General features: G+C 71.4%; 19 protein-coding genes. 4 read left to right on the top strand and 15 right to left on the bottom strand.

What is annotated here, in order from left to right; translation table 11 throughout:
• Positions 1-29 precede the first annotated feature (29 nt).
• The 8 genes from ABG085_RS09740 to ABG085_RS09775 form a co-directional block, all read right to left on the bottom strand.
• Complete coding sequence (locus ABG085_RS09740; protein WP_347975553.1) at positions 30-377, bottom strand: HIT domain-containing protein; 348 nt, start codon at positions 375-377, stop codon at positions 30-32.
• 65 nt (positions 378-442) lie between these two features.
• Positions 443-1,180, bottom strand: a complete 738-nt coding sequence (locus ABG085_RS09745; RefSeq protein WP_347975554.1) for a 16S rRNA (uracil(1498)-N(3))-methyltransferase — start codon at positions 1,178-1,180, stop codon at positions 443-445.
• Positions 1,181-1,183: 3 nt separating this feature from the next.
• Positions 1,184-2,296 (bottom strand): molecular chaperone DnaJ, encoded by a 1,113-nt coding sequence (gene dnaJ / locus ABG085_RS09750; RefSeq protein ID WP_163617230.1) that lies wholly within the window; start codon positions 2,294-2,296, stop codon positions 1,184-1,186.
• Positions 2,297-2,347: 51 nt separating this feature from the next.
• Positions 2,348-3,388: a heat-inducible transcriptional repressor HrcA gene (hrcA, locus tag ABG085_RS09755; protein WP_347975555.1), complete on the bottom strand. Its 1,041-nt coding sequence runs from the start codon at positions 3,386-3,388 to the stop codon at positions 2,348-2,350.
• Between the two features lie 155 nt (positions 3,389-3,543).
• The gene (hemW, locus tag ABG085_RS09760) at positions 3,544-4,761 is read right to left on the bottom strand and encodes a radical SAM family heme chaperone HemW (RefSeq protein WP_347975556.1); all 1,218 of its coding nucleotides are present in this window, start codon (positions 4,759-4,761) and stop codon (positions 3,544-3,546) included.
• 7 nt (positions 4,762-4,768) lie between these two features.
• Positions 4,769-5,419, bottom strand: a complete 651-nt coding sequence (locus ABG085_RS09765) for a DUF1990 family protein (RefSeq protein WP_347975557.1) — start codon at positions 5,417-5,419, stop codon at positions 4,769-4,771.
• Between the two features lie 26 nt (positions 5,420-5,445).
• Positions 5,446-7,308 (bottom strand): translation elongation factor 4, encoded by a 1,863-nt coding sequence (lepA, locus tag ABG085_RS09770; protein ID WP_347975558.1) that lies wholly within the window; start codon positions 7,306-7,308, stop codon positions 5,446-5,448.
• Between the two features lie 102 nt (positions 7,309-7,410).
• Positions 7,411-8,553, bottom strand: a complete 1,143-nt coding sequence (locus ABG085_RS09775; protein WP_347975559.1) for an aminotransferase class I/II-fold pyridoxal phosphate-dependent enzyme — start codon at positions 8,551-8,553, stop codon at positions 7,411-7,413.
• 40 nt (positions 8,554-8,593) lie between these two features.
• Between ABG085_RS09775 and ABG085_RS09780 the strand changes: the two genes are divergently transcribed.
• Positions 8,594-9,319 carry an alpha/beta hydrolase gene (locus ABG085_RS09780; RefSeq protein ID WP_347975560.1) on the top strand — a complete coding sequence of 242 codons (726 nt, stop codon included), beginning with the start codon at positions 8,594-8,596 and terminating at the stop codon, positions 9,317-9,319.
• Here the strand turns inward: ABG085_RS09780 and ABG085_RS09785 are convergent.
• The gene (locus ABG085_RS09785) at positions 9,308-10,558 is read right to left on the bottom strand and encodes an MFS transporter (RefSeq protein WP_347975561.1); all 1,251 of its coding nucleotides are present in this window, start codon (positions 10,556-10,558) and stop codon (positions 9,308-9,310) included. The two genes, ABG085_RS09780 and ABG085_RS09785, sit on opposite strands and share 12 nt — an antisense overlap.
• The gene (locus tag ABG085_RS09790) at positions 10,555-11,913 is read right to left on the bottom strand and encodes a GH1 family beta-glucosidase (RefSeq protein WP_347975562.1); all 1,359 of its coding nucleotides are present in this window, start codon (positions 11,911-11,913) and stop codon (positions 10,555-10,557) included. The genes ABG085_RS09785 and ABG085_RS09790 overlap by 4 nt, the downstream gene beginning before the upstream one ends.
• A gap of 236 nt (positions 11,914-12,149) precedes the next feature.
• Between ABG085_RS09790 and rpsT the strand changes: the two genes are divergently transcribed.
• Positions 12,150-12,410, top strand: coding sequence for a 30S ribosomal protein S20 (gene rpsT / locus ABG085_RS09795; protein WP_163617239.1), 261 nt, complete (start codon positions 12,150-12,152; stop codon positions 12,408-12,410).
• 145 nt (positions 12,411-12,555) lie between these two features.
• Here rpsT and holA read toward each other — a convergent pair whose 3' ends face one another.
• The 5 genes from holA to ABG085_RS09820 form a co-directional block, all read right to left on the bottom strand.
• Positions 12,556-13,593: a DNA polymerase III subunit delta gene (gene holA, locus ABG085_RS09800; protein ID WP_347975563.1), complete on the bottom strand. Its 1,038-nt coding sequence runs from the start codon at positions 13,591-13,593 to the stop codon at positions 12,556-12,558.
• Positions 13,594-13,651: 58 nt separating this feature from the next.
• The gene (locus ABG085_RS09805) at positions 13,652-16,024 is read right to left on the bottom strand and encodes a ComEC/Rec2 family competence protein (RefSeq protein ID WP_347975564.1); all 2,373 of its coding nucleotides are present in this window, start codon (positions 16,022-16,024) and stop codon (positions 13,652-13,654) included.
• Between the two features lie 28 nt (positions 16,025-16,052).
• On the bottom strand, positions 16,053-16,673 hold the full coding sequence (locus tag ABG085_RS09810) for a ComEA family DNA-binding protein (RefSeq protein WP_347975565.1): 621 nt from the start codon (positions 16,671-16,673) through the stop codon (positions 16,053-16,055).
• Between the two features lie 91 nt (positions 16,674-16,764).
• A complete protein-coding gene (leuS, locus tag ABG085_RS09815) occupies positions 16,765-19,371 on the bottom strand; it encodes a leucine--tRNA ligase (protein WP_347975566.1) in 2,607 nt (868 codons plus the stop codon).
• A gap of 62 nt (positions 19,372-19,433) precedes the next feature.
• Positions 19,434-20,759 (bottom strand): anthranilate synthase component I family protein, encoded by a 1,326-nt coding sequence (locus ABG085_RS09820; RefSeq protein ID WP_347975567.1) that lies wholly within the window; start codon positions 20,757-20,759, stop codon positions 19,434-19,436.
• A 42-nt stretch (positions 20,760-20,801) separates the two neighbouring features.
• On the opposite strand from ABG085_RS09820, the gene ABG085_RS09825 reads away from it, so the two are divergent.
• Positions 20,802-21,479 carry a DedA family protein gene (locus ABG085_RS09825; RefSeq protein WP_347975568.1) on the top strand — a complete coding sequence of 226 codons (678 nt, stop codon included), beginning with the start codon at positions 20,802-20,804 and terminating at the stop codon, positions 21,477-21,479.
• 4 nt (positions 21,480-21,483) lie between these two features.
• A complete protein-coding gene (locus tag ABG085_RS09830) occupies positions 21,484-22,539 on the top strand; it encodes a phosphatase domain-containing protein (protein WP_347975570.1) in 1,056 nt (351 codons plus the stop codon).
• The last annotated feature ends 7 nt before the right edge of the window (positions 22,540-22,546 follow it).

Here is a 22,546-nt window from a genome sequence, read left to right on the forward strand (position 1 = left end):
CGTCGCTCAGGGGTTCATGACCGTCTTGATCAGGCACCGACACTCTTCTCTTCGAGGCCTCCCGCGAGCACATGGGCGTGCACGTGGAAGACGGTCTGGCCCGCGTTCGGACCGGTGTTGAACACGAGACGGAAGTCTCCGTCGGAATGCTCTGCGGCGAGGGTGTTCGCCAGGCCGACGAGCTCGGCCATCAGCTCCGGATCGCCGGCCGCGAGCTCGACGACGTTCCGGTACTCCTCGGTCTTGGGGATCACCAGCAGGTGCAGGGGCGCCTTCGGGGCGATGTCGCGGATCGCGAAGGCGTTCTCGGTCTCCGCGATGATCTCGGACGGGATCTCTCCGTTGCGGATGCGCGTGAAGATCGACGGCTCGCTCATGCCGCAAGTCTACCGACGGGACCCTTCGCCAGGCTCAGGGGGCCGGCGTCGAGCCGCCGAACCGCTCACCAGCGGCCGAGGGCCGTGCTCACGACCGCGAGGGCCGCAGGACCGGCGGTCGATGTGCGCAGCACGGTGTCGCCGAGTCGCACGAGCCGCGCCCCGGCGGCGACGAGCGCGTCGAGCTCTTCGGGCGCGATGCCGCCCTCCGGTCCGACGACCAGCACGACATCGCGGTCATCGCCGTGGTCGACCGCGAGGGTGCTGAGCCGCTCGGACGCCGTCGGTTCGAGGACGAGGAGACGGGATGCCGCCGCCCGCTGCACCAGCCCGGCCGTCGAGGTCAGCTCCGCCACGGTCGGCACCCAGGGGCGGTGGGCCTGCTTCGCCGCCTCGCGCACGATGGTCGCCCACCGCGCGCGGCCCTTCACCGCCTTCGCGGCGTCCCACCGCGAGACGCTGCGTGCGGCCTGCCACGGCACGATCTCATCGACGCCGAGCTCCGTCGCCGCCTGCACCGCCAGCTCGTCGCGATCGCCCTTGGCGAGCGCCTGCACGAGCACGACGCGCGGGCTCGGCTGCGGGGCATCCGTCCGCGCACTGATCCTCACCACGACCTCGCGGGATGCGACCGACTCCACGACACCGGTGAGCCAGGCACCGCGCCCGTCGCCGACGGTCACCTCCTCGCCGGCGCGGACCCGCCGCACGCTCGAGGCGTGGTGCGCCTCGGCGCCCTGGAGGGTCACCGCGTCGCCCGGCGCGGCGGCGACCGGCTCGTCGAGGAGGAAGTGCAGGGCCACCGGTCAGGCGTTCCGGAACCGGTCGCGCAGCTTGGCGAACAGACCCTGGTGGAACTCCGAGAGTCGCGGAGCCGGTGCCTTCGTGCGCTTGGCGAACTCCTCGATCAGGGCCCGCTCCTTGTGGTCGAGCCGCGTCGGCGTCACGACATGCACGCCGACCCGGAGGTCGCCGCGCTGGGATCCGCGCAGCGGCGTGATGCCGCGGCCCTTGATCGTCAGGATGTCGCCGGCCTGCACGCCCGGGCGCACCTCGAGATCGACGGGGCCGTCGAGCGACTCGATCGTCGTGGTGGTGCCGAGGATCGCGTCGGGCATCGACACCTCGAGCGTCGCCAGCAGGTCGTCGCCGTCGCGGCTGAACACCTCGTGCGGCGAGACGGTGACCTCGATGTACAGGTCGCCGTTGGGGCCGCCGGCGGGGCCGACCTCACCCGAGCCGGGCAGCTGCAGGCGCAGGCCGGTCTCGACGCCGGCGGGGATGTCGAGCGACACGGTGCGGCGTGCGCGCACGCGGCCCTGGCCCTGGCAGGTCGCGCAGGGGTAGGGGATCGTGGTGCCGTAGCCCTGGCAGACGTTGCACGGCTGCGTCGTGACGACGTTGCCGAGGAGGCTCCGCACCTGGCGCTGCACGTTGCCGGTGCCGTGGCAGATGTCGCAGGTGACGGGGCTGGTCCCCGGCTGGCAGCATGAGCCCTGACAGGTCTCGCAGAGCACCGCGGTGTCGACGTCGATGTCCCGGTGCGTGCCGAACACCACGTCGCCGAGTTCGAGCGTCACGCGCACCAGGGCGTCCTGCCCGCGCTCGCGTCGCGAACGGGGGCGACCGCCGCGCCCGCCGCCGGCGGAACCGAAGAAGGTCTCGAAGATGTCGTTGAAGCCGCCGAAGCCGCCGGCGCCGCCGAACGGCGAGTCGTTGCCGCCCATGTCGTAGCGTGCCCGCTGGTCCGGATCGCTCAGCACGTCGTAGGCGTGCGTCACGAGCTTGAAGCGCTCGGACGCGTCTTCTCCGGGGTTCACGTCCGGGTGCAGCTGCCGGGCGAGCTTGCGGTACGCCTTCTTGATCTCGTCGGTGGTGGCGTCGCGTGAGACGCCAAGGACCTCGTAGTGGTCAGCCACTTTCGCCTTCCTGCCGCGGCCGTGCCGCGGAATAGATGATGCGCGTCCGCGTCAGCGGGAGTTGTCGTCCTGCTCGAGCATGCGCGTGAGGTAGCGCGCGACGGCACGGACCGTCGCGAGGTTGGTGGGGTAGTCCATTCGCGTGGGCCCGAGCACGCCGACGCGGGCGAGCGATCCGGTCGCGTCGTAGTCGCTGGCGACGACGGATGCCTCGGCCAGGCCGAACGCCTCGTTCTCCCGGCCGATGCTGGCGGCGAGGCCCTGCTCGTCCGCCACCATCTCTCCCATCAGCCGCAGCAGGGTCACCTGCTCCTCGATCGCCTCGAGGAGGGGGTAGATGCTGCCGCGGAAGTCGGACTCGCTGCGTGCCAGGTTGGCGCTGCCGGCCATCACCAGCTTGTCCTGGCGGAACTCCTCGAGCTCCTCGGCGACGGCGCGGATGATCTCGTCCGTCGCACGCTCGTGCGCGGGCGCCTGGGCATCGGGCACCTCGAGCCGCTCCGCGATGCGCTGGAGCCCCTCGCGCACCGGCCGTCCGACCAGCAGCGTGCCGAGCCGGGCGCGGATGTGCGCGAGGTCGGTGTCGTCGAAGTCCTCGCCGACGAAGGTCAGGCGCTGCGACACGCGGCCGGTGTCGGTGACGACGATCACCAGCATCCGTCCGCCGCCGAGCTGCACCAGCTCCACGTGGGTCACGTTGGCGCGGGCGAAGGACGGATACTGCACGATCGCGACCTGACCCGTCAGCTGGGTCAATGCGCGCACCGTGCGCACGAGCACGTCGTCGAGGTCGCCCGAGCCGTCGAGGAACGAGGCGATGGCCGAGCGCTGCGCCGAGGAGAGCGGGCGGATCTCGGCGAGGTGGTCCACGAAGACGCGGTAGCCCTTGTCTGTCGGAACGCGTCCCGACGACGTGTGCGGCGCGACGATCAGCTCTTCGTCCTCGAGCAGCGCCATGTCGTTGCGGATCGTCGCGGCGGACACGCCGAACGCGTGCCGCTCGACGATCGTCTTGCTGCCGACCGGCTCACGCGTGTCGACGTAGTCCTGGACGATCGCCCGCAGCACCTGCAGACCTCGCTCGCTGACCATCCCGCCTCCTCACGCTGCTGTCGGCACCAGAGCGTCTGGCACTCGCATGACTGGAGTGCCAATTCTATCCGATGCCCCTGCCAGGATCGCCGAACGACGCCACGTGCGGCGGGGGCGCGCCGCAGCGGACGGCGGCGTGCGACGGCGGCATGTCGTCACTCGGTGAGCGCCCGGACGACGGCGTCGGCCAGCAGGCGTCCCCGTCGGGTCAGCACGACGTGTCCTCGCAGCGCCGTAGGCCCGTCGATCAGACCATCTGCGATGAGCGCGGCGACCGCGTGGCGGCCCTCGCCCTGCAGCTCGGCGACGGGCAGCCCCTCACGGACCCGCGTCCGCAGCAGCACGCTCTCGAGGGTCCGGGCCTCGGCATCCGGGCTCTCGCGTCCGGCGGCGGGTGACTCGCCGGCCGCGAGCCGCTGGGCGTATGCCGCGGGATGCTTGACGTTCCAGAACCGCACTCCCCCGATGTGGCTGTGCGCTCCCGGCCCGAAGCCCCACCAGTCCGAGCCGACCCAGTAGGCGAGATTGTGCCGCGATCGGTGGGCCGCGTCTCTGGCCCAGTTCGACACCTCGTACCAGTCGAATCCGCCGCCGGCGAGCATGTCGTCGGCGAGCTCGTACATGTCGGCCTGCAGGTCGTCGTCCGGAGCGACGACTTCTCCGCGGCGGATCTGGCGCGCGAGCTTCGTGCCGTCCTCGATGATGAGCGCGTACGCCGAGATGTGGTCGGGCTCCAGGGCGATCGCAGCCTCGAGCGAGGCCCGCCAGTCGTCGAGCGACTCACCGGGTGCGCCGTAGATCAGGTCGACGCTCACGTCGAGCCCGGCATCGCGCGCCGCCGAGACCGCGGTGCGGACGTTCTCGGGGTCGTGCGTGCGATCGAGCGCGGCGAGGACGTGCGGGACGGCCGACTGCATGCCGATCGAGAGGCGGGTGACACCGGATGCCGCGAGCTCTGCCGCGACGGCCGGCGAGACGGTGTCGGGATTGGCCTCGACCGTCACCTCGGCCCCCTCGACGACTCCGAATCTGTCGCGCACGCCGCCGAGCATGCGCGCGAGATCGCCCGGCGGCAGCAGCGTCGGGGTGCCGCCCCCGAAGAACACCGTCGTAGCCGGGCGATTGCCGCCCGCCCGCTCGAGCACCGCCGCCGCGAGGTCCAACTCCCGCAGGAGCGTGTCGGCGTACTGATCCTGGCGGGCGCCCCTCAGCTCGGACGAGGTGTAGGTGTTGAAGTCGCAGTAGCCGCAGCGCACGCGGCAGAACGGCACGTGCAGATACACGCCGAAATCGGTCGAGGGATCGATGCGGGTGCCCGACGGCAGCGAGCCGTCCGCGGGAACGGGCTCGCCGAGCGGAAGAGCGGAGCCCATCAGCGTCTCACGCGGGCGTCGTGTACAGCGGCGAGATGGCGCGCAGATAGCGCGTGAACAGCTCGCGCCGACGGCGCTTGGTCAGTCCCGGCAGCACCCGATAGAGCACGGCACGGGGTGCGTCGAACGCGCGGACGGTGAACCACACCTCGTCGTTGTCGTACCAGTCGAGCATGAACGACTCCTCGCCGCTGACGACCGAGTCGCTCACCGTGCCGAGCGCGAAGCCGACGCGCCGCGGCTCCTCCACGGCGAAGATGACGCGCAGCTCGGCGTCGGCGCGCAGGCCCTTGACCCGGCCGTCGACCCGGATCGTCGTGCCGGCGCTGACATAGGGCGTGCCGTCTGCGTCGAAGCGCTGCTCGGTCTCGGAGCGGCTGGGCGCGACCGGGTTGCCCTCGGGGTCGAAGCTGACGCCCGAGTACATCGGGCCCGACGCGGGCCGCACATCGGTGACCTCGAGGCCGGCGCCGCGCTGCGCGGTCCACGACAGCAGCGCCTCTCCGGCGGCGCGGAACCTGGCCTCGCCGCTGCCGATGCGCCATGACTGCTCGGCCGGAATGCTGCGCTCCGGCGGGTACTGCATCAGGTCCGGCGCCTGCGTCGCCCCGACGGCGGCGTAGTCGACGGTGTCGTCACGGAAGGTCCCTCGACGCATGGAATCAGCCTACTTCGCGAATCGGGTCACTTCTTGGGGCCCTCGACGTCCCCCGACAGCGCGGCGATGAACGCCTCCTGGGGAACCTCGACGCGGCCGACCATCTTCATGCGCTTCTTGCCCTCCTTCTGCTTCTCGAGGAGCTTGCGCTTGCGGGTGATGTCACCGCCGTAGCACTTGGCGAGCACGTCCTTGCGCATCGCGCGGATGTTCTCGCGCGCGATGATGCGAGCGCCGATGGCCGCCTGGATGGGCACCTCGAACTGCTGCCTAGGGATGAGCTTGCGCAGGCGCTCGGTCATCATCGTGCCGTAGGCGTACGCCTTCTCGCGGTGCACGATCGAGCTGAACGCGTCGACCTTGTCGCCCTGCAGCAGGATGTCGACCTTCACCAAATCGGCCTCCTGGCTGCCGGACGGTTCGTAGTCGAGGCTGGCGTAGCCCTGCGTGCGCGACTTCAGCTGGTCGAAGAAGTCGAACACGATCTCGCCGAGCGGCATGTTGTAGCGCAGCTCGACCCGCTCCTCGCTGAAGTACTCCATGCCCAGCAGCTGCCCGCGGCGCCCCTGGCACAGTTCCATGACGGTACCGACGTAGTCCTTCGGCAGCAGGATCGCCGCCTTCACCATGGGCTCGCTGACGCTGGCGACCCGCCCGTCGGGGTACTCGCTGGGGTTCGTGACGGTGACCTGCTCGCCGGTGTCGGTCGTGACCTCGTAGATCACCGACGGGGCGGTCGTGATGAGGTCGAGGTCGAACTCGCGTGCAAGGCGCTCCGTGATGATCTCGAGGTGCAGCAGGCCCAGGAAGCCGCAGCGGAAGCCGAAGCCCAGCGCGACCGAGGTCTCGGGCTCGTACTGGAGCGACGCATCCGAGAGCTTCAGCTTGTCGAGGGCCTCGCGCAGGTCGCCGTAGTCGCTGCCGTCGATGGGGTAGACGCCCGAGAAGACCATGGGCTTCGGATCGGTGTAGCCCGCCAGCGCATCCGTGGCCGGCTTGCGCGCGGTCGTGATGGTGTCGCCGACCTTCGACTGGCGAACGTCCTTCACGCCGGTGATCAGGTAGCCCACCTCGCCGACGCCCAGCCCTCTCGTCGGGACGGGCTCGGGGCTCGACACACCGATCTCCAGCAGGTCGTGGGTCGCCCTGGTCGACATCATCTGGATGCGCTCACGCGGCTCCAGCTTGCCGTCGACCATGCGGACGTACGTCACCACACCCCGGTAGGAGTCGTAGACCGAGTCGAAGATCATCGCGCGGGCAGGGGCATCCGCGTTCCCCTGGGGTGCGGGGATCTGCTCGACGATGCGGTCGAGGAGAGTCTCGACGCCCACCCCCGTCTTGCCCGACACGCGCAGCACGTCGTCGGGCGACCCGCCGATGAGGTTCGCCAGCTCGGCGGCGAACTTGTCGGGGTCGGCGGCCGGCAGGTCGATCTTGTTGAGCACGGGGATGACGTGCAGATCGTTCTCGAGTGCGAGATACAGGTTCGCGAGCGTCTGCGCCTCGATGCCCTGCGCCGCGTCGACCAGCAGGATCGCGCCCTCGCAGGCCGCGAGCGAGCGGGAGACCTCGTACGTGAAGTCGACGTGCCCGGGGGTGTCGATCATGTTGAGCGCGAAGACCTGCTCCGGTCCCTGATCCGGGCGGAGCGACCACGGCATCCGCACGGCCTGCGACTTGATGGTGATGCCCCGCTCGCGCTCGATGTCCATGCGGTCGAGGTACTGCGCCCGCATGTCGCGGTCGGAGACGACGCCGGTGATCTGCAGCATGCGGTCGGCCAACGTCGACTTGCCGTGGTCGATGTGGGCGATGATGCAGAAGTTGCGGATCAGCTCGGGCGGCGTGGCAGAGGGCTCGAGGGGCTTCAGGGCGCGGGGTGACATGTCCAGACGATTGTACGGGTGCCGGATGCCGCGACCCTGCGAGTCGGCAGGTTCGGGGTCCGACGGCAGCCATTGCGCATCCGCCCGGACGGAGCACTCGCCTCACACCGGTGCGGGAAGGCGGCTCAGCCCCTCGAGCAGTTGGGCCCGGTCGCTCGCCACGCACACGCGGATCCATCCCTCCCCCGAGGCGCCGAAGGCGCTCCCCGGCGCGACCGCGACGCCCTCTTGGTCGAGGAACCGCTCGCACCACGCCGTGACGTCGCCTCCCGAGACGTGCGAGACGTCGATCCACAGGTAGAACGCGCCGGTGGGCGTGAGGTAGCGGAGTCCGCGCGCGGAGAGGGCTGCGGTGGCCGCGGACAGGTTCTCGCGGTAGTGCGCCGCGCTGCGCGCCACGGCGGCCTGGTCGCCCGTGAGCGCCTCCGCCGCCGCCCGTTGCGACGGCTCGTCGACGCAGCTGACCACGGACTCCTGCACCCGCAGCATGGTCTGGCGCCAGTCGGGCGGCGTCACCAGCCAGCCCACTCGGGCGCCCGTCATCGCGTAGGTCTTGGACAGCGAGAACACCGACAGCACGTGCCCGTCGGAATCGAGCGTCGCAGGGCTCACGTGAGGGGCTCCCCACGTGAAGCGCTCGTACACCTCGTCGCTGATGAGCCACAGATCGTGCCGCCGGGCCAGGGCGAGGAGTTCGTCCAGCGTCGCGCGGTCGAAGGTGGAGCCGAGCGGGTTGGACGGAGTGTTCACGATCAGCGCCCGCGTCCGCGGCGTCACGAGGGAGTCGAGCTCTGCGAGATCCGGCTGGAAATCGCGCGCAGGCCGCAGTGGGTAGGGCACGGGCACGGCCTGGAGCAGGTGGGCGTTCATGGTGAAGGTCGTGTAGCCCGGGTCGGGAACGAGCACCTCGTCGCCGCGTGACAGCGTGAGCGCCATGGCGAGGTGCAGCGCCTGCGTGGCGCCGACCGTCACCCAGATCTGCTCGATGTCGACGTCCAGGCCGTTCTCGCGCGCCAGCTTCGCGCGGATCGCCTCCCGCAGGGCGGGCGTGCCGCCGTTGGGCGTGTAGCGGATCGCCCCTTCGCGCCACGCGTCGGCCGCGGCATCCCGGATCCGCGGCGATGCGACCTCGCCCGGCTCGCCGACCGCCAGGATGATCGTGCCGGGCCGGCGCAGGGCACGCTCGAGGATGTGGCGCACACCCGAGCCCGGCATGTGCGCGATGTGCGGAGCGATCTCGGGCATGCCGCCATGCTAAGTCGGCCCCCGCGGCTAGCCTGTCGTCATGGTGGTGCAGGTCGTGCTCGTCCACGGCATCCGGACGTCCGCCACGATGTGGCGCGCCCAGGTCGAGTACCTGAACGCGCGCGGCACCCCGGTGACCGCCGTCGACCTGCCGGGCCACGGCTCCCGGATGGCCGAGGACTTCACCCTCGAATCGGCCCTGGCGACGATCGACGAGGCGGTGCGCCAGGCCGCCGCTCGCGGACCGGTCCTTCTGGTGGGGCACTCGATGGGCGGTCTGCTGTGCATCGAGTACGCGGGTGCAGAGGATCGGCCGCCCGTTGCCGGCTTCGTCGCGGCATCGTGCACCGCGGTACCGCGCGGTGTGGGACTCGCCGCCTATCGCGTGCTCACGCGCGGATTCGACTCGCTGCCCGACCGCGGGATGTGGCTGACGAATCGCATGCTCGATCGCATCCTGCCCGATGAGACCCGCGCCGACTTCGGCGCGGGCGGCTATGCCCTGGATGCGCAGGACATCGCGCTGCGCAGCCTGTCGGTGCTGGATCTGCTCGCCGCCCTCCACCGCATCGACGTGCCGCTGTGGTTCGTCAACGGGCAGTACGACCAGCTCCGGGTGAATGAGAAGCTCTTCATGCGCATCGCGCAGCACGCCGAACTCGTCGTGGTCCCACGCACCACGCACCATGTCACCGTGATGCGCCCGCGGGTGTTCAACGCACTGCTCGAACTGGCGCTGGCGACTCTCGAGGCCTCAGACGGCTGACGCCGTGCGGTCCCGCGCGCGGATCGCGTACGTCATGAAGCCGCCGACGATCGACAGGATGCCTCCCACGAGGAAGAGCAGCCAGAACCCGCCCACGAGCGCCACCAGTCCCGCGCCGAGGAGCGGCCCGATGAGCTGGCCGAGGCTCGCCGACACGTTGACGAACCCGAGATCCCGGGCGTGGTCCTCCGCGCGCGGCAGCAGGTCGGTGCCGAGCGCGAGGCTCACGGACATGTACGCCCCGTACCCCATGCCCAGCAGGGCCGCGGCGATCATCGCCGCGGTGAGCGAGGGGGCGACCACGAGGATGATCGACGCGAGGCCCTGGATCACGGCGGGCCACACCACGAACGGCAGGCGACGCCCGGTGCGATCGGAGATCCGGCCCGACACGATGGACGACACGACCACGAAGAGCGTGTAGACGAGGATCAGCAGCAGCAGCTCGTCCTCGGCGGTCGCGGCATCCCGATGCAGCCCGTACAGCAGGAAGAAGAGCAGCAGACCCGTGCCCAGCGCGTTGCCGATGTTGACGGTGAGGCGGCCCGCCAGCAGCCAGGCGAAGTCACGGTCGCGGAGGGCGGCGAGGCGCTCGCGGATCGTCCTCGGCTCCCGAGCCACGGCCACCTCCGCGCGCGCAGGCGGGTCCGGAAGCAGCAGGGCCGCGACCGTGCCCACGACGGCGAGGAAGCCGGCCAGGACGAGGTAGCCGACGACGACGCCGAGCTCCAGCAGCACGATGACCCCCACCCCCACCACGATTCCGAGGGCCTGCGACGAGGAGACGGCGGCGGATGCCGTACCGCGCTGCGTCGTCAGCTGGTCGGCGATGAGCGCCGTGAAGGCCGCGGACGCGACGGCCACGCCGACCGAGACGCCGACCCACGCGAGCCCGACTCCCCACGGGCCCGAGGCGAAGGCGATGGCCGTCAGCGACACCGTGCCGAGCCACACCCCGCCCAGAGCCCACGGGCGCCGCCGTCCCCATCGTCCGCGGGTCCGGTCGGAGAGACCGCCGGCGAGCGGTGCGGCGATGACACCGGCGACCCCGCCGATCGCGAGGACGAGGCCGGACGAGACGACGCCTGACACCCAGCCCGCGGCGTCATCCGGTGTATCGAGCTGCAGGGGTATGAGCAGCTGCAGCGGCGTCAGCTGGACCGTCCAGATCGCGAGCCAGGCGAGGGTGAAGAGCGTGAACCAGCTCGCCCCGACTCTCCCGGTCTGCCGCCCGCTCACGAGCGCGCCTCGGCGATGAGCGAGCGGTACCAGTCGAACGAGGCCTTCGGCGTGCGCTGCGCCGTGTCGAAGTCGACGTGCACCAGCCCGAAGCGCTGGGACCACCCGTCCGCCCACTCGAAGTTGTCCAGCAGCGACCACACCGTGTACTCCCGGACGTCGACTCCTGCCCCGACGGCGACGCCGACGGCGTCGATGTGGCCCGCGAGGTACGCGATGCGATCGACGTCGGCGACGGGCCCGTCGACATGCTCGGGCTCGGGGAACGAGGCGCCGTTCTCACCGATCACGAGTGGAGGAAGGCGATCTCCGTAGCGTTCGCGGAAGTCCAGCAGAAGCTCCGTGAGCGCTGTCGGCACGATCGGCCACTCCGGGCCGAACCCGGTGACGGGGGCGCCCGTCGTGGGGACGATGTCGAAGGGAACGGGGCTGTCGCCGGCTGCGGCCGCGACGGTCGTCGGGTTGTAGAAGTTGATGCCGTAGAAGTCCCCCGGCGTCGAGATGAGCTCGAGATCGCCCTCCTCGACCGGCATCGGCGGGAGGCCGAACGCCTCCAGGTCGGGATACGCGCCGGTGAGCACAGGCTCGGCGAAGAGGCGGTTGTGCAGCACGTCGTAGGTCGCGGCGGCGCTGAGGTCGGCATCCGTCCCGCTCGCGGGAAGCACCAGCGTGTGGTTGTTCACGATGCCGACCTCTTCCGCTCCGGCGGCACGCAGCGCCCGCTGCGCCAGGCCGTGGGCGAGCAGCTGATGGTGCACCGTCGGCAGTGAGCCGAACAGCAGCTGACGCCCGGGAGCCAGCGTGCCGACGGCGTAGCCCTGCAGGGAGGTCGAGACGGGCTCGTTGAGCGTGTACCAGTGACGGATGCGGTCGCCCAGCGCATCGCCCACGATCGCCGCGTACTCGCCGAAGCGCTGCGCGGTGTCGCGGGACAGCCACCCTCCGTGCTCCTCGAGCGCGCTCGGCAGGTCCCAGTGGTACAACGTCGCGAACGGCGTGATGCCGGCGCCGAGGAGATCGTCGGCGAGGCGGCGGTAGTAGTCCAGTCCCGCCTGCAGGACGGCGCCGCCGGGCTCGGGCTGCACGCGCACCCACGAGATCGAGAAGCGGTAGCGGTCGACGCCCAGCCCCGCGAGCAGCGCGACGTCTTCGGGGTGGCGCCGGTAGCTGTCCGGGCCGGGGTCCGCCGTCGCCGCTCCGTGGACGGCGCCGGGAGCATCGACGAAATCGTCCCAGATCGACCGGCCCCGGCCATCGCCGGTACGCGAGCCCTCCACCTGGAACGCGGCGGTCGCCGTCGACCAGCGGAAGCCCGGCGGGAAAGGCGCGAGGTCGACGGACGGATGCTGCGGCACGGTGGACTCCTTCGTCGGGGGCGCAGGCCTCGGGCGACGCGCGCGGCCACGCCTAGATCATGCATCATGCGGACGGCGCCGTGTGCGGACGGCGCCGGTCAACCACACCTGGACGGACCTGATAGAATCCTTGTTTGGCTTGCGTGTGGGTTCGCCCTCACGACCGTCGCGAAGCGCCCCTCTCTCGCTGACCGGCACATCCATCCGATTCCCTTCGAACGAAAGAACGTCGACACGTGGCGAACATCAAGTCGCAGATCAAGCGCAACAAGACCAACGAGAAGGCGCGCGAGCGCAACAAGGCCGTCAAGAGCGAGCTGAAGACGCACGTCCGTCGCACCCGCGAGGCGATCGCAGCCGGCGACAAGGCCGCCGCCGAGAAGGCTCTGGGCACGGCGTCCAAGAAGCTCGACAAGGCCGTCAGCAAGGGCGTCATCCACAAGAACCAGGCGGCGAACCGCAAGTCGGCCATCGCCAAGCAGGTCTCCGCGCTCTGAGTCGACACGCGCTGCGACCGTGAGGTCGCCGCCGGCCGCGATAATCGCCCGGTGAGCAGAAGTCGAAAAGGCCCGTCCCGTCAGGGGCGGGCCTTTCGCATGTCGGCGCTGCGGGCAGGCGCTGTGCGGTGCGTGCGCGTCGCGGTCAGGCGCCGTACGGCGCGCGTGTCGCGATGACCGTGATCATGCGCTCGAGGGCGAAGACGGCATCGCGCGAGCCGCCCTTGACCTCGGCATCGGCCCGTGCCGTCGCCTGGATGGCGCGGCCGAGGCTCTCTTCGTTCCACCCCGTCAAGTCGCGCCGGGCGCGATCGACCTGCCAGTCCTTCATGCCCAGCCGGGCGGCGAGAGCCGCCGACGGCTCGCGGTTTCCCGCCACGCGCGCCATGGTGCGCAGTTTCATCGCGACGGCGGCCACGAGCGGAACGGGGTCGGACCCCGACGCGAGGGCGTGGCGGAGTGCGATGAGCGCTTCGCCGTAGCGGCCGGCGATCGCCGTATCGGCGACCGTGAACGCCGACGTCTCGACACGGCCGCCGTAGTAGCGCTCGACGATCTGGTCGGTGATGTCGCCGGGAACATCGGCGATCAGCTGCTGGCAGGCTGCCGCGAGCTCGGTGAGGTCGTCGGCGAACGCGGAGACGAGAGCGCGCAGCGCCGTGGGTGCGATGCGCTTCTTGGCTGCCTGGAACTCCCCCGCGGCGAAGTCGAACCGGTCGGAGTCGCGCTTGACGGCAGGGCACCCGATCTCGACGCCGGAGCCCTCTCCCGCGCGGATCGCGTCGAGCAGCTTCTTGCCGCGGACGCTGGCGCCGGTGTGGCGCAGCACCACCGTGGCGCCGTCCTGCGGCACCGAGAGGTAAGCGAGGGCCTCGGCCAGGAACGTGTCGGAGCACTTCTCGACGCCGCTCACGCGCACGAGCCGGGCTTCGCCGAACAGCGACGGCGACGTGACTCCGAGGAGGGTCCCGGCGGCGTAGTCGTCGGCGCGGATGTCGGACACCTCGAGCGCCGGGTCCTCAGCGCGCAGGTAGTCGCGCACACCGGCGATCGCGCGCTCGGCGCAGACCTCTTCGGGACCGGAGACCAAGACGATCGGCGCCGGCTGCGGCGCCCGCCACGACAGCTGGGGAATGGCGCTGCGCGCCGCCTTCGCGGGTGCTCGGCGAGCGGGGGAAGCCATTCCCCCAGCCTACCGACGACCACCGACGGCGGCCGCTCCATAACCCGGGACCGGCGGGTCACCCGCCGCGCTCGCGCCAGATCGCGACCGCGTCCCCGGAGGCCCACAGCGCGATCGCGCCGTCCTGGTCGGTGCGGGCGGTCCGCGCGCGCAGGCCCTCGAGAATCGTGAGCGTCTCACGTCGCGGATGGTCGTAGTCGTTGTCGATCCCGACGGTGACGAGCGCCACTGCCGGCTGCGCGGCGATGTACAGCTCGGCATCCTGATCGGCACTGCCGTGATGAGCGACTTTGACGACGGCGTACGGCGGCGCGAGGGCGCCGGATGCCGTCAGCACGCGCTGCGGCGATGCCGAGAGGTCGCCGAGCATCAGCGTGGGCGGGATGCCCCCGCCGCGCACGTCGAGGACGATGCTGGCGTCGTTGCCTTCCGGGAAGGCGCGGCTGCCGGGCTTCGGCCACAGCACACGCCACCGCGCCGTGCCGAGGGAGCCGGTGAGCCCCGCCGACGCCTCGGACGCCTCCGCCCCCTGTTCCGTCAGCGAGGCGATCAGCGCCTGCGCCTCGGCATCGCCCCGACCGTGCAGCACGGTGCCGACCCGGCCGCGCACGGCGGCGAGCCCGCCGATGTGGTCGAGGTCATAGTGGGTGAGCACCATCAGGTCGATGTGCTCGATGCCGGCCCGCGCGAGACAGCCGGCGAGCGGCTCGGGAGCCGGGCCGGTGTCGACGAGCGCGACGGCACCGCCCGAGCGGAGCAGCACGGCGTCTCCTTGGCCGACGTCGCACGCGAGCACCGACCAGTCGGCCGGCAGCGTCCAGCGGCCGGCGATGGACGTGAGCGCCCCCGTGCCGAGCGCGGCACCCATGACCACCGAGACGAGTGACACGGATGCCGCACGCACGAGCCGCTGCGCCCGGGAACCACCCCTCCGCAGCACGATGACGAAGCCGATGGCGAGCCCCAGGACCGCCAGCGCCATGGCGCCCGGCCACCCCTCGAGCCAGGGCAGAGCGTCACCCGGGAGCTGCGCCGCCGTCGCGGCGGTGGCGGCGATCCAGGACGCCGGCACCCATGCGAGCGCGGCCAGACCGGACTGCAGCCAGGGCAGCGGAGCGCTCAGGCACGCGGCGAGCCCGAGGACGGTGGCCGCCGGCGCCGCGGGACCCGCCAGCAGGTTCGCGAGGACGCCGTACACCGGGACGGTCGGCTGGATGAGGATCAGGAGTGGCCCGCAGGCGAGCTGGGCGGCGAGCGGCACCGCCAGTGCGAGCGCCAGCGGACGAGGCAATGCCCGGGCCAGTCCTTCCGCGAGCGGCCGGGCGCACAGCAGCAGGGACGCGGTCGCCGCGACCGAGAGTGCGAAGCCGAGCGACGCGGCGAGCCAGGGATCGAGCACCAGCAGCACTGTCACGGCTGTCGACAGCAGCGCGATCCCCACCCCGGCCCGGCCGAGGAGCACCGCGAGCATCGCGATGGCTGCCATGGCAGCGGCCCGCACCACGCTCGGCTCCGGGGTGACGAGCACCACGAATCCGACGAGCACCGCGAGGCCGGAGGCCACGCGCAGCCCGCGGGAGGCGCCGAGCGCGGCCGCGAGGGCGAACGCGATGCCGACGACGAGCGCGCAGTTGGCGCCCGACACGGCGGTGAGATGCGAGAGCGATGCCTCCTTCATCGCCGCGTCGAGTGTCGACGACACGATCGACGTGTCGCCGACGGCCAGTCCCGGCACGAGACCCGCCCCCTCGCCGGGAAGATCCTCCACGGCGCGCACGAGCCCGCGCCGCAGCTCCCCCGCTGCCGCGGCCGCACCCTCGGCGGCGTGGACGACGTCGACGCCGCGCGACGCCCAGAGCACCACCACGGCGCGCTCTCCGGTGCGCCCCGGCCTCGCGGTGCCGCGGATCTGCACGACCGCGCCGACGTCGAGGTCAGCGAGGCGGTCGACGTCGTCCGGCGCGACGCGCACGGCGATCTCGACGTCCGCCGCTCGCCCCTCGTCACCGGTGGTGAAGCGCGAGGCGCGGGCATCGAATGCGAGGGTGCCGTCGATGCGGCGCTCGATCTTGCCGACGACGTCCGCCCGCACCTCCACCGCCCGTCCCCCGTCGAGCGCGAGGTCCGCGATGCTCGCCCGCGCGGGCTGTGCCCATGCGACGTGGGACGCCGCCGCGGCCGCGGCGGCGGCGGCGAGCACGGCGACCACGAGCGCACGGCGCACCGCGTGCCGCGGCATCTGCCGTCTCGCCGGCAACGGCCCCGCGGTGCCCCGAAAGCGGACGTGAGCCGGCCGCCGCCCGCTCGCGCGCAGGACCGCGAGGGCGCCGAGCGCCACGACGACCCACAGCGCCAGGGCGATCCACGGCGACGCGGCAGGCGCGACGACCGCTGCACCCGCCGCCGCCCAGCACGCGGCGGCTACGGGCACGAGTCTCAGAGCAGCGGCGCGCGGCACGTCACACCGTCACCAGGTCGCGGAGGGACTCCAGCATCGTGTCGCCGATGCCCGGCACCGCGAGGAGGTCTTCGACGCTCGTGAAGCCGCCGTTGTCCTCGCGCCACGCGATGATGCGCCCAGCGAGGGCGGGGCCGATGCGCGGCAGCGTCTCGAGCTGCGCCGCATCCGCCGAGTTGAGGTCGACCAGACCGCCGGCGGGCGCGGGCGCGGGGGCGACGGCATCGGCGGGCGGCGCCTCGCCCACCCGGGCGACCGGCAGCTGCTCGCCGTCGTCGAGCGTGCGGGCCAGGTTGACCGCGTTCCGGTCGGCCTCCTCGGCGAAGCCGCCGGCAGCGGCGATCGCATCCACGACGCGGGCGCCTGCCGGAAGCACGTACAGCCCGGGCGTGCGCACCGCACCCGACACGTGCACGTAGAGGTCTGCACTGCCGGTGGCGGCGGGTGCGGGCGTCTGATCGACGACGACCTCGTCGACCGGTGCCATCGCGCCGCGCAGGATGCCGATGCCGACGGTGACGGCGAGGGCCGCGATCACGAGCACGACGACCGCGCTGATGCCGAGCCGGCGCCGTGACGAGGCCTCGGGCGCGGGCGGCTCGTCGCGGTCACCGGCTGTCACCGGATTCACGCTAAGAGTCCGGTGACAGCTCCGGCGCGCGAAGTACCGCGGATGTGGAGATCCCGGGACGAGACCCTCCTGGGGAGGAAGGTCAGTGGGTGCTGAAGCTCACGACCTTCGGCGGCCGCACGACGGTGCGCGTGATCTCACGGTCGCCGAGTGCGCGGGTGACCTTCTCGTCGGCGCGGGCGAGCCGCTCGAGCTCGGCGGCGTCGATGCGGGCCGGAACCTGGAGCGTGCCGCGCACCTTGCCGTCGACCTGCACGATCGCCGTGACGCTCTCCTCCACCAGCAGGGTCGGGTCCGCGGTGCGCCACGGGACGAGGCCCACGAAGCCGTCGTAGCCGAGGATCTCCCACATCTCCTCGGCCAGGTGCGGGGCGAACAGGTCCAGGATCATCGCGGTGGTCTCGGCGGCCTCGCGCACGGCGGGGTCGGCCGGGCCGGCGCCCGAGTCGATGACCTTGCGCGTCGCGTTGACGAGCTCCATGAGGCGCGCGACGACGACGTTGAACTTCGTCTGCTCGACGAGTCCGGGGGCGTCGGCCAGCAGACGGTGGGTGACGCGGCGCAGGGACACGTCGCCCTCCGCCCAGACCACGTCCGGCTCGCTAGCCACGTCCGTGGCGATACGCCACGCGCGTGCCAGGAACTTCTGAGCCCCGGTGGTCGACACGTCCTCCCAGTTGATGTCGTCCTCGACCGGGCCGGCGAACACCATCGCGACGCGCGATGCGTCGGCGCCCGGGTCGACCATGCTCGATGCGAACTCGACGAGGTTGCCCTTCGACTTCGACATCTTCGAGCCGCCCAGCAGCACCATGCCCTGGTTGATGAGGCTCGTGAACGGCTCGGTGAAGTCGATGAGCCCCATGTCGAACAGCACCTTCGTGATGAAGCGCGCGTACAGCAGGTGCAGGATCGCGTGCTCGACACCACCGATGTACGAGTCGACGGGCGCCCAGCGGTTGGCCTCGGCCGACGGGAACGCCTGCGTCGGGTCGTTCGGCGCGAGGAAGCGCAGGAAGTACCAGGAGCTGTCGACGAACGTGTCCATTGTGTCGGGGTCGCGGAGAGCCGGCTCGCCCGTCTCGGGATCCGTCGTCTTCATCCACTCGGTGGCGCCGCCCAGCGGCGATGTCCCCCTGGGCTTCAGGTCCAGTCCGCGGGCGTCAGGCAGCTCCAGCGGGAGCTGGTCGTCCGGCACCGGGACGATGCGGCCGTCCTCCGTGTGGATCATCGGGATCGGCGTGCCCCAGAACCGCTGGCGCGAGATCAGCCAGTCACGCAGGCGGTACGACTTCGCGGCACGACCCGTGCCGGCGGCCTCGAGCTGCTCGATGATGCGCGCGATGGCGTTGCGCTTCGACAGGCCGTCCAGCGACCCGGAGTTGATCAGTCGGCCCTCTCCGGTGAGTGCGATACCGGTGCGGGCGGGGTCCACGTCCGACAGCGTCTCGACCGGGCCCGGATCGATCGGCACGCCGTCGTCGTCGAGTTCGATCACGGGGATGGCGCCGGTGATCGGCGCCGTCGTGTCGACCACGACCTTGACCGGCAGGTCGAACGCGCGGGCGAAGTCGAGGTCTCGCTGGTCGTGGGCGGGCACCGCCATGACGGCGCCGTGGCCGTAGTCGGCCAGCACGTAGTCGGCCGCCCAGATCGGCAGGCGGTCGCCGTTCACAGGGTTGACCGCGAAGCGGTCGAGGAACACGCCCGTCTTCGGGCGGTCGGTCGACTGGCGCTCGATGTCGGTCTCGCGCTGCACGCGCTCGAGATAGTCCTGGAAGCGCATGCGCACCTCGGCCGTCGAGCCCGCGGCGAGCTCGGCGGCGAGGTCGCTGTCGGGGGCGACGACCATGAAGGTCGCGCCGTGCAGCGTGTCGGGACGCGTCGAGAACACCGTCACCTTGTCGGCGCGGCCCTCGATCTCGAAGTCGATGTCGGCGCCGACCGAGCGGCCGATCCAGTTCCGCTGCATGCGGAGGACCTTCTGCGGCCAGAAACCCTCGAGCTGGTTCAGGTCGTCGAGCAGCCGGTCGGCGTAGTCGGTGATCTTGAAGTACCACTGCGTCAGGTTCTTCTTGACCACCTCGGCGCCGCAGCGCTCGCAGTGGCCGTCGACGACCTGCTCGTTCGCGAGCACCGTCTGGTCGTTCGGGCACCAGTTGACCGGGCTCGCCTTGCGGTACGCCAGCCCGCGCTCGTACAGACGCTGGAACAGCCACTGGTTCCAGCGGTAGTACTCGGGGTCGCTGGTGTGCAGGATGCGCGACCAGTCGTACGACGAGCCGTACTCGCGGAAGCTCTTCTTGTGCTGCTCGATGTTCGCGTAGGTCCACTCGCGCGGGTCGGAGCCGGCACCGCCCTTGATCGCCGCGTTCTCGGCCGGCAGGCCGAACGAGTCCCACCCGATCGGGTTCAGCACGTTGTAGCCGCGGTGGCGCCAGAAGCGGGCCACCACGTCCACGTAGGCGTAGTTCTCGGCGTGCCCCATGTGCAGGTCGCCCGACGGGTACGGGAACATCCCGAGCACGAACTTCCGCGGACGCTTGTCGTCGGCACCGCCGGCCCGGAACGGGTCGGCCTCGGCCCAGCGCGCCTGCCACTTCTGCTGGATCGAATACGCGTCATAGCCCTCGGCGGGCGCAGAGGTGACGGAGGTGTCGGTGTGACTCACGAGGGAAGAACCAATCATGGGATGCCGGGAAGCGCGCGCAGCGCGCGAAGCGCGTCTTCCAGGTTAGCGGAACGGCGGGTTCACCAGCCGGGCGGCAGCGCCGCGCCCAGCGCAGCGAGGGGCGCCCGTGCCTTGATGCCCACCTCGGCGACCTCGGCTGCGGCATCCGATCGCCACGTGATTCCCCCGCCGGCGCCGACGTAGGCGCTGTCGTGGCGGACGACGATCGATCGGATCACCATCGCGAGGTCGAGCCTGCCGTCGTCGCCGATCCATCCGAAGCACCCCGAGAACACTCCCCGCGGCGCCGCCTCGAGGCGGTGCAGGATCGTCATCGCCGACAGCTTCGGCGCCCCCGTCATGGAGCCCGCGGGGAACGTCGAAGCCAGCAGGTCGCCGACGGTCGTCCCGGGTGCGAGGCGTCCGGACACGGTGCTCACGAGCTGATGCACGGCGGGGTACGACTCCACCTCGAGGAGCGCGTCGACGCCCACCGTGCCGGGCAGGCACACGCGCGAGAGGTCGTTGCGCATGAGGTCGACGATCATGACGTTCTCGGCCCGCTCCTTCTCGCTGGCGCGCAGTTCCTCCGCCAGCGCCGCATCGCTCGCGGGATCCTCTCCGCGGGGACGGGTGCCCTTGATCGGCCGGGTGCGGACGATCGCCGCGCCGTCGGGCCCGGGCCGCACGTCGAGGAAGCGCTCGGGGCTCGCGCTCAGCAGGGCGATCGGCCCCGACCGCACGAAGCCGCCGTGATGTGCCGGCGTCGCCGCACGCAGTCGCGCGTACGTCTGGACGGGATCGACGGATGCCTCGACCTCGAACCGCGTCGTCAGGCACAGCTGGTACGCGTCGCCCTCGCGGATCGCGTCGCGGCAGCGTTCGATGAGCGAGGCGTACTCGGCGGGCGTGTGGCGGGACCGCGCCCGCCCGCGGTCGGGGGCCGGTGCCGGCACGGGCGGCTCGGGAACCTTGGCGATGGCCGCCACGACGCGCGGGACGTCGTCCGGACCGCCGAACACGTGGATGCGCTCGGCGCCGTGATCGAACGCCACCAGGCGATCAACACGCAGCCAGAGGTCTTGCGGCACGCCGTCGTCATCCTGGGATGCGGGGGCGTCCGCGCGCGCGGCGGCGGCGTCGTAACCGCTCCACCCGACCCAGCCGCCGCGGAAGTCGGCGCCGCCGGGTCCTGCGGCCTCGCCACCCGATCCGCCGGCGACGACGGCAGCGGTCGCATCGGCAGGGTTTTCGGGCGTGCCGGTGCCCATCCAGCTCCAGCCCTCGCGTGCGCCGGGTCCGGCATCCAGCCAGAAGACGTGCGGTTCATGGCTGAACAGAGCCGCGAAGACGGATGCCGGATCCGCCCAGTGCGCGGCCTCCGCGGCGGCGAGGGTGTCCGACATCTTCCCAGGTTAGAGGGGCGCACCGGCCTCTAGGCTCGTGGCGTGAATGAGTTCCTCACCTGGTTGCTCGACGCCGTCCAGAGCGTCGACCCGGTGCTCAGGACTCTTCTCGCGGGCTTCGCCATGATGCTCGAGACCAGCGTCCTGATCGGGCTCGTGGTGCCCGGCGACACCATCGTGATCGTCGCCGGCACGGCGGTCGCGTCGCCCCTGGAAGGGGTTCTGCTCGGAGTCGCGGTGGTGGTGGGCGCACTCATCGGCGAGAGCATCGGATTCTGGCTCGGCCGCCTCCTCGGCCCGAAGATCCAGCACTCGCGCCTGGGCAGCCGGATCGGCGAGGCGAACTGGGAGCGCTCGGAACGGTATCTGCGCCGTCGCGGCGGCCCGGCCATCTTCATCTCGAGATTCCTCCCGGTGCTGCATTCGCTGGTGCCGCTCACCGTCGGCATGAGCGGCTATCCGTACCGGCGATTCCTCGCGTGGACGATTCCGGCGTGCGTGATCTGGTCCGCCCTCTACATCTCGGTGGCGGCTCTCGCCGCCGGCACCTACCGCGAGCTGGCAGACCGCCTGCACTACGCCGGTTACATCTTCGTCGGCGTCATCGTCCTGTTCCTGGCCCTCGTGTTCGTGAGCAAGAAGATCATCGAGCGAGCGGAACGCAAGCACCTCGACCACGACGACCCCGACGAAGCGTCGGTGGCGGACATGAAAGACTGAGAGGGTGCCGCAGACCGTTCCCCAGCCCGTGCGCGCCAAGGTCCTCTGGCTGGCGCGCCTGGAATACCGGTTCCACGCATGGCGCGAACGCCGTGCGCGCCGCCGGGGCCAGAAGCCGACGGTGACGCCGTTCCCCGGCTACGGGGGTCCCGACTGGGTCCGCGTGCTCGGGCGCGTCATGATCGTCCCGCCCGCGAAGGTCTCCGAGGCCGGCGAGTACGCCGGCGTCCGCGGCTGGCGCAGTTTCGTGGCCGTTCCGATCGGCTACGCGCAAGTCACGGTGGCGATCGCCGGCGTCGATCATGTGGTCGTCGCCGACCGCGGCGGTGTGATCGACACACGCCTGCCTGCGGCGCTGGAGCCGGGCTGGCAGACGTTCACGATGTCGGTCGAAGGCGGCGAGCCGGTGGAGACGCGGGCTTTCATCGTCGCCCCCGACGTGAAGTTCGGAATCGTGTCGGATGTCGACGACACCGTCATGGTGACGGCCCTCCCCCGTCCGCTCCTCGCGGCCTGGAACTCCTTCGTCGTCGACGAGCACGCCCGGCAGCCGGTTCCCGGCATGGCGGTGCTGATGGAGCGCGTCGTGCGCGAGAACCCCGGCGCGCCCCTGGTGTACCTCTCGACCGGCGCCTGGAACATCGCGCCGACCCTCATCCGGTTCCTGAGCCGCCACGTCTTCCCCCCGGGTGCGCTCCTCCTCACCGACTGGGGCCCCACGCACGATCGCTGGTTCCGCAGCGGCAAGGCGCACAAGCTGTCGAACCTGCGGCGCCTGGCCGACGAGTTCCCGCACGTGCGATGGCTCCTGATCGGCGACGACGGTCAGCACGACGACGCCATCTACACCACCTTCACCGACGAGCACCCGTCGCGGGTGGTCGCGGTCGCCATCCGCCGTCTCTCCCCCGCAGAGGCCGTCCTCGCCGGCGGGCGGACGGCCGTGAACGACCACGCCGCGGCCGAGGTGCCCTGGGTCAGCGACAACGACGGGGCCGGCCTCCTGGAGCGGCTCGAGGGTGTCGGCGTCCTCGGGAGCACCGGCACCGCAACCGTCTGACGTCGGA

The organism is Microbacterium sp. ProA8 (assembly GCF_039905635.1).
GTDB classification, from domain to species: Bacteria; Actinomycetota; Actinomycetes; order Actinomycetales; family Microbacteriaceae; genus Microbacterium; species Microbacterium chionoecetis.

Bases quoted from the DNA above. Each gene is read 5' to 3' on its own strand.
- ABG085_RS09740 (WP_347975553.1), bottom strand. From the start codon at position 377: ATGAGCGAGCCGTCGATCTTCACGCGCATCCGCAACGGAGAGATCCCG.
- hrcA (WP_347975555.1), bottom strand. From the start codon at position 3,388: ATGGTCAGCGAGCGAGGTCTGCAGGTGCTGCGGGCGATCGTCCAGGAC.
- hemW (WP_347975556.1), bottom strand. From the start codon at position 4,761: ATGGGCTCCGCTCTTCCGCTCGGCGAGCCCGTTCCCGCGGACGGCTCG.
- ABG085_RS09765 (WP_347975557.1), bottom strand. From the start codon at position 5,419: ATGCGTCGAGGGACCTTCCGTGACGACACCGTCGACTACGCCGCCGTC.
- lepA (WP_347975558.1), bottom strand. From the start codon at position 7,308: ATGTCACCCCGCGCCCTGAAGCCCCTCGAGCCCTCTGCCACGCCGCCC.
- ABG085_RS09775 (WP_347975559.1), bottom strand. From the start codon at position 8,553: ATGCCCGAGATCGCTCCGCACATCGCGCACATGCCGGGCTCGGGTGTG.
- ABG085_RS09780 (WP_347975560.1), top strand. From the start codon at position 8,594: ATGGTGGTGCAGGTCGTGCTCGTCCACGGCATCCGGACGTCCGCCACG.
- holA (WP_347975563.1), bottom strand. From the start codon at position 13,593: ATGGCTTCCCCCGCTCGCCGAGCACCCGCGAAGGCGGCGCGCAGCGCC.
- leuS (WP_347975566.1), bottom strand. From the start codon at position 19,371: ATGATTGGTTCTTCCCTCGTGAGTCACACCGACACCTCCGTCACCTCT.
- ABG085_RS09820 (WP_347975567.1), bottom strand. From the start codon at position 20,759: ATGTCGGACACCCTCGCCGCCGCGGAGGCCGCGCACTGGGCGGATCCG.